General features: G+C 62.3%; 9 protein-coding genes. 7 read left to right on the top strand and 2 right to left on the bottom strand.

The window, feature by feature from the left end; translation table 11 throughout:
- Positions 1-14: 14 nt before the first annotated feature.
- The gene (locus BFP89_RS03425; RefSeq protein WP_065884107.1) at positions 15-3,293 is read right to left on the bottom strand and encodes a PAS domain S-box protein; all 3,279 of its coding nucleotides are present in this window, start codon (positions 3,291-3,293) and stop codon (positions 15-17) included.
- A gap of 65 nt (positions 3,294-3,358) precedes the next feature.
- Positions 3,359-4,249 carry a LysR family transcriptional regulator gene (locus BFP89_RS03420; protein ID WP_065884105.1) on the bottom strand — a complete coding sequence of 297 codons (891 nt, stop codon included), beginning with the start codon at positions 4,247-4,249 and terminating at the stop codon, positions 3,359-3,361.
- Positions 4,250-4,388: 139 nt separating this feature from the next.
- On the opposite strand from BFP89_RS03420, the gene leuC reads away from it, so the two are divergent.
- The 7 genes from leuC to BFP89_RS03385 form a co-directional block, all read left to right on the top strand.
- A complete protein-coding gene (gene leuC, locus BFP89_RS03415; RefSeq protein WP_065884101.1) occupies positions 4,389-5,807 on the top strand; it encodes a 3-isopropylmalate dehydratase large subunit in 1,419 nt (472 codons plus the stop codon).
- Positions 5,808-5,817: 10 nt separating this feature from the next.
- On the top strand, positions 5,818-6,462 hold the full coding sequence (gene leuD, locus BFP89_RS03410) for a 3-isopropylmalate dehydratase small subunit (protein ID WP_065884100.1): 645 nt from the start codon (positions 5,818-5,820) through the stop codon (positions 6,460-6,462).
- A 128-nt stretch (positions 6,463-6,590) separates the two neighbouring features.
- Positions 6,591-7,355: a class I SAM-dependent methyltransferase gene (locus BFP89_RS03405; RefSeq protein WP_065884098.1), complete on the top strand. Its 765-nt coding sequence runs from the start codon at positions 6,591-6,593 to the stop codon at positions 7,353-7,355.
- Positions 7,356-7,408: 53 nt separating this feature from the next.
- Complete coding sequence (leuB, locus tag BFP89_RS03400) at positions 7,409-8,491, top strand: 3-isopropylmalate dehydrogenase (RefSeq protein ID WP_065884097.1); 1,083 nt, start codon at positions 7,409-7,411, stop codon at positions 8,489-8,491.
- Positions 8,492-8,555: 64 nt separating this feature from the next.
- Positions 8,556-9,668: an aspartate-semialdehyde dehydrogenase gene (asd, locus tag BFP89_RS03395; protein WP_065884094.1), complete on the top strand. Its 1,113-nt coding sequence runs from the start codon at positions 8,556-8,558 to the stop codon at positions 9,666-9,668.
- A gap of 246 nt (positions 9,669-9,914) precedes the next feature.
- Complete coding sequence (locus BFP89_RS03390) at positions 9,915-10,925, top strand: aspartate-semialdehyde dehydrogenase (protein WP_065884092.1); 1,011 nt, start codon at positions 9,915-9,917, stop codon at positions 10,923-10,925.
- A gap of 161 nt (positions 10,926-11,086) precedes the next feature.
- Positions 11,087-12,191 (top strand): type IV pilus assembly protein FimV (locus BFP89_RS03385; RefSeq protein ID WP_305119597.1); only part of this gene is annotated, 1,105 nt, incomplete at its 3' end.

The raw sequence follows: 12,191 nt of genomic DNA, 5'->3' as shown, positions 1-12,191 counted from the left end.
GTTTCAGCACATGGCTATTCCAGTAGCTGCCTGAACCCCTCTATCGGCAATGGCCGGCTATGCAAGTACCCCTGATACAAATGACAGCCGAGCTTCTGCAGGAACGCCAGTTGTTCCACGGTTTCCACGCCTTCGGCAATCACTTCCAGATTCAAGCTGCGGGCCATGGCCACAATGGCACGGATGATTTCAGCGTCATTGGGATCGTGAGTCGCGTCGCGCACAAACGACTGGTCGATTTTCAGCGCATCCACCGGCAAACGCTTGAGATACGTCAGCGATGAGTAACCGGTGCCAAAATCGTCCATCGCAAAGCTGACCCCGAGTTTTTTCAGGCGCCGCATCTTCATCACCGTGTCGTCCAGGTTCTGGATCACGATGCCTTCAGTGATTTCCAGCTTCAGCAAACTGCAGGGCAGGTGGTGTTGCGTGAGGCTGCGCTCGACCCGCTCGACAAAGTCGTTCTGGCGAAACTGCCGCGGGCTGATATTCACGCACAGGCTGAAATTCAGCGGGTCCACCAGGCCTTCGGCAATCAACTGCGCCAATGCGCTGCACGCTTCGTCGAGAATCCAGGTGCCCACCTCCAGGATCAAGCCGCTGTCCTCCAGCACCTTGATGAATTCCGCCGGCGACTGCGCACCCAGTTGCGGGTGCTGCCAGCGCACCAGGGCCTCGGCGCCGACGATCTTGTTGCCGCGCGCATCCACCTGAGGCTGGTAGTGCACGCTGAATTCACCGCGCGACAGGGCCAGGCGCAGGTCGGTTTCCATGCGCAGGCGCTCGCTGGCGGTTTTCTGCATGCTGGTGTGAAACATCTGGGTGGTGTTGCGCCCCGAATCCTTGGCGCGGTACAGGGCGATGTCGGCACGCTTGAGCAGGTCGGCGGGGGTGGTGCCATGGTCGGGGATCAGCGCCACGCCGATGCTTGGCGTCACCTGCAAGCGGTGGCCGTCGAGGAACATCGGTTCGGAGAGCAATTCGCGCAGGGTATCGGCCAGCGCCTGCACCTGGCCGCTGACTTGTATGCGTGAGCCCTCCAGCCCGCTGAGCAGCACCACGAACTCGTCACCACCCAGGCGCGCCACCGTATCTTCTGTGCGCACGCTGGCTTCCAGGCGTGCGGTGACGATTTTCAGCACGGTATCGCCCACCGGATGACCGAGGGAGTCGTTGATGTGCTTGAAGTGGTCGAGGTCGAGGAACAGCAGGGCGCCACGCAGGTTGTGGCGCTTGAGCAGGGCGATCTGCTGGCTCAGGCGGTCCATCAGCAGCGCACGGTTGGGCAGGTTGGTCAGCGGGTCGTGATAGGCCAGGTGGCGGATCTGCGCCTGGGCGTTCTTCAACAGGCTCACGTCCCGCGCGGTCAGTAGCAGGCACGGCGTTTCATTCAAGGTGATCGGTTCGACCGACACTTCCACCGCCAGCACCTCGCCACGCTTGTTGTGCCAAAGCATTTCAAGGTGATGGATGCGCCCCTTGATCTGCAATTCGGCCAGCAGCGCGGTGCGCTGGTTTTCATCGGCCCAGATGCCAATCTGGTACAGGGTGAGGCCAATGGCTTCTTCGGCGCGGTAGCCGGTCAGGCGACAAAACCCATCATTGACCTCCACGTATCGACCCGTGTCGCGCTCGGTGATCGAAATGGCGTCGGGGCTGGAATGGAAGGCCTTGGCGAACTTCTCTTCGCTGGCCTTGAGCGCCGCCTCCGAGCGTTGCTGCTGGGTGATATCGCGCAGGGTCGTGACGATGCACGGCTGCTCATTGACCTTGACCAGGCGGCTGGAAATCACACAGGTCAGGCTCTGGCCGTTCCTGGCATGCACCACGATGGCCACATTGCTCAATGATTGTTCGCGAATCACCCGCTGGATGCGTTGCAGGCGCTTGCTCGATTCATCCCACAGGCCGATCTGCTCGGCGCTCTTGTCGATCACTTCGGCGGCCGTCCAGCCAAACGTCTGGGTGAACGCCGGGTTGATCTCGATAAACTCGCCACTGTCCAGGCCGGTGACGCAAATAGGGTCGGGACTGGCCTGGAACAGGCTGGCGAATTTCTCTTCGGACGCGCTCAGGCGCTGCTCGCGTTCCACCTGATCGGTGATATCGAGCAGGGTGCCGGCCATGCGCAGGGGCTTGCCGGATTCATCGCGATACAGACGTGCGCGGCTTTCCAGATAGCGTACGCTGCCGTCCTCGGCCGGTACGCGGTAGGTCAACTGGTAGTTGCCGTCCGCGCCTTCGCGCAAGCTGCGGTAGGCATGGCGCATGCCCTCGCGGTCCTGATCGGACATGCCTTCAAAAAACGCATCGAAGGATTCGTGGAACGGTTCGCTCGGCAGGCCATGGAGCTGGGCGGCACGGGCCGAGCCGTAGAGCATGCCGGTAGGAATATGCCAGTCCCAGGTGCCCAGTTGTGCCGAGTCCAGCGCCAGGTCCAGGCGCTCCTGGCTGTCCTTGAGGGCTTGCTCGGCATTTTTGCGCTCGGTGGTGTCGAGGAAGGTGCTGATCAGGTAGGCCTCACCGTCCAGTTCGACCTTTTGCGCACTGAGCGTGCCATCGTGGATCTGGCCGTTGCTGGCGCAGAACTGCACTTCCATGATGATGGATTCACCTTTGCGCTGGGTCGCCTTGACCAGGTGCGCGCGTTGCTCCGGGTGACGCCACAGGCCCAACTCCAGCGTGGTACGGCCAATGACTTGCGCCACCGGCCAGCCGAACAGCAGTTCGAAATGGTGGTTGGCTTCGCTGATCAGGCCGTCGGCCTGGCGCGTCAGCAGCACCATGTTCGGGCACAGGTGGAAGAGCGTGGCGAAGCGTTTTTCAGAGTGGCTGAGGGCGTGTTCCCGCTCGCGCTGGTGCGTGATCTCGCGGACCACCCCAATCATTCGGCGCCTGCCGTTTTTGTCCGGCACCAGGCTGCCGTTGATTTCCAGCCAGTGCAGGCTGCCATCGGGCCATTGGATGCGGTGATGCATGGCCTGTTCGACCGGTTCGCCGGCCAGCACCGTATGAAATGCCCTGACGACCCGGGCGCGGTCTTCCGGCGCCAGGAGGTCCAGGTAATTGAGGTCATTGGGCAGTGGCTGGCGCGGATCGTAGCCAAACAATGCCTGAGTGCCTCGGGACCAGCTGATTTTCCCGGTGTCGATTTCCCAGCACCACGCGCCCAGTCGCGCGGCATTGAGCGCCGACAGCAATTGCGGGGCGCTGTCCCAGTGTTGTTCCGCCTCCTGTGGGTCCAGGGCGTGGATGCGGGGCAGCGGTGGTACGGAATCAACGGGGTTGGGCATTGTTCAAAGGGCCTTGGCTCGATGGGAAGACAGCGCGGTTGCTTGAAGCCCTGGGCCGCACAAACTCACGCCGGTATCCCTGGCGGATCGACCTGTGCATCCAGCAGGCTCATGAAAGCCCGCGCAGCGTTCGACAGCGTCCTTTCGGTGTGCACGATATAGCCTAGCTGGCGACGCAGCTGTATGCCCGGCAAAGCGATACTTGCCACCTGATCATCCAGCATGGTGCGTGGCAACACGCTCCAGGCCAGGCCGATGGACACCATCATCTTGATGGTTTCCAGGTAGTTGGTGCTCATCGCGATGTTCGGCGTCAGGCCCTGGGCCTCGAACAGGCGGCTGACGATATGGTGGGTAAACGTGTTGCCGCCGGGAAACACCGCGGGGTGCCCGGCGATATCGGCCAGGCTGACCGAGCCGTTGTTGATCAGGCTATGTTCGGGGGCCACCACGAAATCCAGCGGGTCATCCCACACCGGTGTCGCGCGCACCAGGTTGTGCGGCTCGGGCGCCAGGGTGATGACCGCCACTTCGGCGCGGCCGTGGAGGATTTCTTCGTAGGCCACTTCCGAATCGAGGAATTGAATATCCAGCGCCACGCTGGGGTATTGCCGAGTGAAGGTGCGCAGGACCGGCGGCAGGCGATGCAGGCCGATATGGTGGCTGGTAGCCAGGGTGAGGCGCCCGCTGACTTCCCCGGTCAGGTTGGTCAGGGCACGACGGGTGTCATCCAGCACATTCAGGATCTGATAGGCACGCGGCAGCAAGGCCCGCCCGGCTTGGGTCAGGCCCACTTCACGGCCCAGGCGATCGAACAGGCGTACCTTCAATTGTTGCTCCAGGCCGGCTATGCGTTTGCTGATGGCCGGTTGGGTCAGGTGCAGGCGTTCACCGGCGCCGGAGAAGCTGCCGGTTTCGGCGATGGCGATAAAGGCATTGAGGTTGGCCAGATCCATGGTGCTATTCCAGTTGGTAATCCAAAGCATAAAAAATATGAATTTGAGTTATTTAATGTAGCGCCATACCATCAGCCTCACAAGCCAAAGGGTTATTGAAAGCCCGGCATATAGAAACACCGCTGATGAGGACCGACTGATGGCCGGCAAAACGCTTTACGACAAGCTTTGGGATTCCCATGAAGTGAAACGTCGCGATGATGGATCGTCGCTGATCTACATCGACCGTCACATCATCCATGAAGTGACCTCGCCCCAAGCGTTCGAAGGCCTGCGGCTGGCCGGGCGCAAGCCATGGCGCGTCGACTCCATCATCGCCACACCGGACCACAACGTGCCAACCACCCCGGAGCGCAAGGGCGGGATTGACGCCATTGCCGATACGGTGTCGCGCTTGCAGGTGCAGACCCTCGACGATTACTGCGATGAATATGGCATCACCGAATTCAAGATGAATGACGTGCGTCAAGGCATCGTCCACGTGATCGGCCCGGAGCAGGGCGCGACCTTGCCGGGCATGACCGTGGTCTGCGGCGACTCGCACACCTCCACCCACGGTGCGTTCGGCGCCCTGGCCCATGGCATCGGCACCTCTGAGGTGGAGCATGTGTTCGCCACCCAGTGCCTGGTCGCCAAGAAGATGAAGAACATGCTGGTGCGCGTCGAAGGCCAGTTGCCGTTCGGTGTGACCGCCAAGGACATTGTGCTCGCGGTGATCGGCAAAATCGGCACCGCCGGCGGTAACGGCCATGCCATCGAATTCGCCGGCAGCGCCATTCGCGACCTGTCCATCGAAGGCCGCATGACCATCTGCAACATGTCCATCGAAGCCGGTGCCCGCGTGGGCATGGTGGCGGCGGACGAAAAGACTGTCGAATACGTCAAGGGCCGGCCATTCGCTCCGCAGGGCGCTGATTGGGACGCCGCCGTCGAAGCCTGGAAAGACCTGGTCTCCGACGCCGACGCGGTGTTCGACACCGTGGTCGAACTCGACGCTGCGCAGATCAAGCCGCAAGTCAGCTGGGGCACGTCGCCGGAAATGGTGTTGGCCGTTGATCAAAACGTGCCGGACCCGGCCCAGGAGGCCGATCTGGTCAAGCGCGGCTCCATCGAGCGCGCCCTCAAGTACATGGGCTTGAAAGCCAATCAGGCGATTACCGATATCCAGCTGGACCGCGTATTCATCGGCTCCTGCACCAACTCGCGCATCGAAGACCTGCGCGCTGCTGCCGTGATCGCCAAGGGCCGCAAGGTGGCGTCGACCATCAAGCAGGCCATCGTGGTGCCCGGTTCGGGTCTGGTCAAAGCCCAGGCCGAGGCCGAGGGCCTGGACAAGATCTTCCTCGAAGCCGGTTTCGAATGGCGTGAGCCGGGCTGCTCGATGTGCCTGGCAATGAACCCGGACCGCCTGGAGTCCGGCGAGCATTGCGCGTCCACCTCCAACCGTAACTTCGAAGGTCGCCAGGGCGCCGGTGGGCGTACCCACCTGGTCAGCCCGGCCATGGCTGCCGCCGCCGCCGTCAACGGTCGTTTCATCGACGTTCGCGAATTGATTTGAGGAATACCCGATGCGTGCTTTTACACAACACACAGGTTTAGTCGCGCCGTTGGACCGTGCCAACGTGGACACCGATCAGATCATCCCCAAGCAGTTCCTGAAGTCGATCAAACGCACCGGTTTCGGCCCCAACCTGTTTGACGAATGGCGCTACCTGGACGTGGGCTATGCCTACCAGGACAACTCCAAGCGCCCGCTGAACAAGGACTTCGTGCTCAACGCCGAGCGTTACCAGGGCGCCAGTGTGCTGCTGGCCCGGGAAAACTTCGGGTGCGGCTCCAGCCGTGAACACGCGCCGTGGGCCTTGGAAGAATATGGCTTTCGCAGCATTATCGCGCCGAGCTATGCGGACATCTTCTTCAACAACAGCTTCAAGAACGGCTTGTTGCCGATCATCCTGAGCGACGCCGAAGTGGATGAGCTGTTCCAGCAAGTGGAAGCTACTGTGGGCTACCAGCTGACGGTGGACCTGGCCGCACAGACCGTGACCCGTCCGGATGGCAAGGTGTACCACTTCGAAGTGGACGCCTTTCGCAAGCACTGCCTGATCAATGGCCTGGACGATATCGGCCTGACCTTGCAGGACGGCGATGCGATTGCGGCGTTCGAGAGCAAGCACCGGGCGAGCCAGCCTTGGTTGTTTCGCGATGCCTGATCTGCGGTAAGCAGGACCGCCGTCATCGGGGGCAAGCCCCCTCCCACAGGAAAACGCATTCCAAATGTGGGAGGGGGCTTGCCCCCGATGAGGCCAGTGTTAACCACACAAACCCCGAGGAAGACCCCATGACCACCACCGCCCACACCCACGTCGTGCAAAAGCAATTCGGCGAACAGGCCGCTGCCTACCTGAGCAGCGCCGTTCACGCCCAGGGCACCGAATTCGCGCTGCTCCAGGCCGAACTGGCCGGGCAGGGCGGTGCACGACTGCTGGACCTGGGGTGCGGCGCCGGCCATGTCAGTTTCCATGTCGCGCCGCTGGTTAAAGAAGTGGTGGCCTACGACTTGTCCCAACAGATGCTTGATGTGGTGGCCGCCGCTGCGCAAGATCGCGGTTTCACCAATATCAGCACCGTGAACGGCGCCGCCGAGCGCCTGCCGTTCGCCGATGGCGAGTTCGACTTCGTGTTCAGCCGTTATTCGGCCCACCACTGGAGCGACCTCGGCCTGGCCCTGCGCGAAGTGCGTCGGGTGCTCAAGCCGGGCGGCGTGGCGGCGTTCGTGGATGTGTTGTCACCCGGCAGCCCGTTGCTGGACACTTACCTGCAAACCGTCGAAGTGCTGCGCGATACCAGCCATGTGCGTGATTACGCCGCTGCCGAGTGGATGCAGCAACTCAGCGAGTCCGGTCTGCATGTGCGTAACAGCCTGCGTCAACGCCTGCGCCTGGAGTACACCTCGTGGGTCGAGCGTATGCGCACGCCAGAGGTGCTGCGCGCGGCCATCCTTGAGCTGCAACAGGCGATGGGCCAGGAAGTGCGCGATTACTACGACATTCAGGCCGACGGCACCTTCAGCACCGACGTGCTGGTGGTCTTTGCCCAACGCTGATTGATTTTTCCCGACCGGCCCCTGGGCAGGTCGCTCGATGAAATGAGGAACCCATGAGCAAGCAGATTCTGATTCTCCCTGGCGACGGTATTGGCCCGGAAATCATGGCCGAAGCGGTCAAGGTGCTGGAATTGGCCAACGCCAAATACAACCTGGGCTTCGCGCTGAGCCACGACGTGATCGGCGGCGCCGCCATCGACAAGCACGGCGTGCCCCTGGCCGACGAGACCCTGGACCGTGCCCGCGCCGCCGACGCCGTGCTGCTGGGCGCCGTGGGCGGACCGAAGTGGGACAAGATCGAGCGGGATATCCGCCCTGAACGCGGCCTGCTGAAAATCCGTGCGCAACTGGGCCTGTTCGGCAACCTGCGCCCGGCCATCCTCTATCCGCAACTGGCCGACGCCTCGAGCCTCAAGCCGGACGTGGTGGCGGGCCTGGATATCCTGATCGTGCGTGAGCTGACCGGCGGTATCTATTTCGGTTCGCCGCGCGGCGTGCGCGAGCTGGAAAATGGCGAGCGTCAGGCCTACGACACCCTGCCGTACAGCGAGAGCGAAATCCGCCGCATCGCCCGTGTCGGTTTCGACATGGCCCGTGTGCGCGGCAAGAAGGTCTGCTCGGTGGACAAGGCCAACGTACTGGCTTCCAGCCAACTGTGGCGTGAGATCGTCGAAGAAGTCGCCAGGGACTACCCGGACGTCGAGCTGAGCCACATGTACGTCGACAACGCCGCCATGCAACTGGTGCGTGCGCCCAAGCAGTTCGACGTGATCGTCACCGACAACCTGTTCGGCGACATCCTGTCCGACCAGGCGTCGATGCTCACCGGCTCCATCGGCATGCTGCCGTCGGCCTCCCTGGACACAAACAACAAGGGCATGTACGAGCCGTGCCACGGTTCTGCACCGGACATCGCAGGCCAGGGCATTGCCAACCCGTTGGCGACCATTTTGTCGGTGTCGATGATGCTGCGTTACAGCTTCAACCTCAGTGATGCGGCCGATGCGATCGAGAAGGCCGTAAGCCTGGTGCTGGACCAGGGCCTGCGCACCGGCGACATCTGGTCGCAGGGCTGCACCCGCGTGGGTACGCAAGAAATGGGCGATGCTGTAGTCGCCGCGCTGCGGAATCTGTAATCTCTCGGGCCCGCTTGCAGTTGTCGCTGCAAGGCGGCCCACTTTTTAACAAGGTGTAGTTGCGATGAAACGTGTAGGTCTGATCGGTTGGCGCGGTATGGTCGGTTCCGTGCTCATGCAGCGGATGCTGGAAGAGCAGGATTTCGATCTTATTGAGCCGGTGTTTTTCACCACGTCGAACGTGGGTGGCCAAGGGCCGTCCGTGGGCAAGGATATTGCGCCGCTCAAGGATGCCTACAGCATTGAAGAGCTCAAGACCCTCGATGTGATTCTGACCTGCCAGGGCGGCGACTACACCAGCGAAGTCTTCCCCAAGCTGCGCGAAGCCGGCTGGCAGGGCTACTGGATCGACGCCGCATCGAGCCTGCGCATGCAGGACGATGCCGTGATCATCCTCGACCCGGTCAACCGCAAGGTCATCGACCAGCAGCTGGACGCCGGCACCCGCAACTATGTGGGCGGCAACTGCACCGTCAGCCTGATGCTGATGGGCCTGGGCGGCTTGTTCGAGGCCGGTTTGGTCGAGTGGATGAGCGCCATGACCTATCAAGCGGCCTCCGGCGCCGGTGCGCAGAACATGCGCGAGCTGATCAAGCAGATGGGCGCGACCCACGCCGCTGTCGCTGACCAACTGGCTGACCCGGCCAGCGCGATCCTCGACATCGACCGCCGTGTGGCCGAAGCCATGCGCAGCGATGCCTACCCGACCGAGAACTTCGGCGTGCCGTTGGCCGGTAGCCTGATCCCGTGGATCGACAAGGAACTGCCCAACGGCCAGAGCCGCGAAGAGTGGAAGGCCCAGGCCGAGACCAACAAGATTCTCGGTCGCTTCAAGAACCCGATCCCGGTGGACGGCATCTGCGTACGTATCGGTGCCATGCGTTGCCACAGCCAGGCGCTGACCATCAAACTGAACAAAGACGTGCCGATCGCCGATATCGAAGGGCTGATCAGCCAGCACAACCCTTGGGTCAAGCTGGTGCCGAACAACCGCGATATCAGCATGCAGGAGCTGAGCCCGACCAAGGTCACCGGCACCCTGAATGTACCGGTGGGCCGTCTGCGCAAGCTGAACATGGGCAGCCAGTTCCTCGGCGCGTTCACTGTCGGCGACCAGCTGCTGTGGGGCGCGGCCGAGCCGTTGCGGCGCATGCTGCGGATTTTGCTCGAGCGTTGATTGCTGCTTGTTCCGGGAAACCCGCGCTCTGGTGACAGGCGCGGGTTTTTTGTTGTCTGCCAGGGCCTCATCGGGGGCAAGCCCCCTCCCACATTTGCCCTCATTTCAAGGTTGGAACTCGGTCAACTGTGGGAGGGGGCTTGCCCCCGATGAGGCCCTCAGCCACACCACAGCCCCCAGGCCAATTGCCTCGCCCCCTGCCACCCGGTAAAGTGCCGCTCCCCCGCAATGCCCGAGGCAACCTCCATGACCCAGACCTTTGAAATCGCCGTGATCGGCGCCACCGGTACCGTTGGCGAAACTCTGGTACAGATTCTCGAAGAGCTGGAGTTCCCGGTAGGCACCCTTTATTTGCTGGCGGGCAACAATTCCGCCGGTGCTTCGGTGCCGTTCCGGGGCAAGAATCTGCGGGTAAAGGAGGTCGACGAGTTCGATTTCAGCAAGGCGCAACTGGCGTTCTTCGCGGCCGGCCCGGCGGTGACCTTGAGCTTCGCGCCGCGCGCCACGGCCGCCGGTTGTTCGGTGATCGACCTATCTGGCGCGTTGCCGGCCGAACAGGCGCCGCACGTGGTGCCGCAAGCCAATGCCCATGTGCTCAAAGGCTTGAAGAAACCGTTTCAAATCGCCAGCCCGAGCCCGTCCGCGACTCACCTGGCGGTGGTGCTGGCGCCGTTGCGTGGCTTGCTGGATATCCAGCGCGTGAGCGTCACCGCCAACCTGGCCGTGTCTGCCCTGGGCCGCGAGGCCGTGAGTGAGTTGGCCCGCCAGACCGCCGAGCTGTTGAATGTGCGTCCGCTGGAGCCGACCTTCTTCGATCGGCAAGTGGCCTTCAACCTGCTGGCACAAGTCGGCACTCCAGACGCCCAGGGTCACACGGCGCTGGAGAAACGTCTCGTGCATGAATTGCGCGCCGTACTGGAAACACCTTTACTGAAAGTGTCCGCCACGTGCGTTCAAGCCCCGGTGTTTTTCGGCGATAGCCTGGCTGTGTCGCTGCAGTTGGCGGCGCCGGTCGATCTGGCTACGGTGAACGAGGCCCTTGAGGCTGCGCCGGGTATCGAGCTGGTCGAGGCGGGCGACTACCCGACGGCAGTTGGTGATGCAGTGGGTCAGGACGTTGTTTATGTAGGGCGAGTACGCGCGGGTGTCGACGACCCGGCGGAACTAAATTTGTGGCTGACGTCAGATAACGTACGCAAAGGAGCGGCGCTTAACGCCGTGCAAGTGGCGCAGTTGTTGATAAAAGGCCTTGCGTAAAAGATACTTGGCGTCAATTTGTAGATTGATTCTCACCAAGCGCTATGCTTGGCCCAAAGCGGAACACAAGCGCGTCGGTAACCTATCGGCTCGCCATGCCTTATGGCAGCGGTTACCAACCTTCTCGCAGGCCGGGGAGTGTTCAGACAAAGGATGAGGCTATGGTTCAAGTTCGCAAACTGGTGTTAGCAATAGCGGCCGCCTCGGCGCTGTCCTCCGGTATGGCGCAGGCGCTGCAACTTGGGGAGATGACCCTCAAGTCGAAGTTGAACCAGCCGCTGTCGGTGGAAATCGAGCTGCTCGACGTCGGTGGCCTCACGGCGTCCGAGATCACCCCGAGCCTGGCGTCGTCCCAGGCGTTCGTCGATGCCGGTGTCGATCGCCAGGCCTTTCTCGACCAGCTCACCTTTACGCCGGTGGTCAATCCCAATGGCCGCAGTGTGGTGCGGGTCACCTCCGACAAGCCGCTGCCCGATTCCTATGTGCGCTTCCTGCTGCAGGTGCAATGGCCCAATGGCCGCCTGATGCGTGACTACAGCGTGCTGCTCGATCCCGCCAAATTCGATCAGCCCACATCGGCTGCCAGCGCCCCGGCGCCGCGCTTGAGTGCGCCGGCCGGCACCGCGTCCGCCGTCAGCAAGCCTGCGCAACATACCACCACGGCTCGCGATACCTTGTGGGAAATTGCCGAGAAAAACCGCAATGGTGGCTCTGTGCAACAGACCATGCTGGCCATTCAGGCACTCAACCCGAATGCCTTTGTCGATGGCAACATCAACCGCCTGAAAACCGGCCAGGTCCTGCGCCTGCCGGACACCGTGCAAAGCACCGCGCTGGCGCAACCCCAGGCGATTGCCGAAGTGACTGCGCAGAACGCCGCCTGGCGCCAGGGCCGCCGCACCGCCAGCCAGCAAGTGGCGGGCAAGGCCCAGTTGGACGCCACCAAGCGCACCGAGACGGGCAATGCGCCGTCGAGCACCAACGCCAAGGACAACTTGAGCCTGGTGTCGGCCGAAGCAGCCAAAAAAGGGGCGAACGGCAAGGCGGGCGACAGCCGTGCGTTGAGCGACAAGCTGGCGATGACTCAAGAGCAACTGGACACCACCCGCCGCGATAACGAAGAACTCAAAAGCCGCGCGGCAGATTTGCAAAGCCAGTTGGACAAGCTGCAAAAGCTGATTCAACTGAAAAACGATCAACTGGCCCGGCTGCAGGCCGAGAAGGGCGATGCCGCGGCGCCCGTGACGGCAGCAGCAGCGCCAGAGG

The organism is Pseudomonas sp. 31 R 17 (assembly GCF_900004915.1).
GTDB lineage: Bacteria > Pseudomonadota > Gammaproteobacteria > Pseudomonadales > Pseudomonadaceae > Aquipseudomonas > Aquipseudomonas orientalis_A.
The sequence above is the reverse complement of the archived record's forward strand: the minus strand, read 5'-3'. Positions and strand labels throughout refer to the sequence as shown.

Coding starts and splice junctions, on each gene's coding strand:
- BFP89_RS03425 (WP_065884107.1), bottom strand. CDS start 3,293: ATGCCCAACCCCGTTGATTCCGTACCACCGCTGCCCCGCATCCACGCC.
- BFP89_RS03420 (WP_065884105.1), bottom strand. CDS start 4,249: ATGGATCTGGCCAACCTCAATGCCTTTATCGCCATCGCCGAAACCGGC.
- leuC (WP_065884101.1), top strand. CDS start 4,389: ATGGCCGGCAAAACGCTTTACGACAAGCTTTGGGATTCCCATGAAGTG.
- leuD (WP_065884100.1), top strand. CDS start 5,818: ATGCGTGCTTTTACACAACACACAGGTTTAGTCGCGCCGTTGGACCGT.
- BFP89_RS03405 (WP_065884098.1), top strand. CDS start 6,591: ATGACCACCACCGCCCACACCCACGTCGTGCAAAAGCAATTCGGCGAA.
- leuB (WP_065884097.1), top strand. CDS start 7,409: ATGAGCAAGCAGATTCTGATTCTCCCTGGCGACGGTATTGGCCCGGAA.
- asd (WP_065884094.1), top strand. CDS start 8,556: ATGAAACGTGTAGGTCTGATCGGTTGGCGCGGTATGGTCGGTTCCGTG.
- BFP89_RS03390 (WP_065884092.1), top strand. CDS start 9,915: ATGACCCAGACCTTTGAAATCGCCGTGATCGGCGCCACCGGTACCGTT.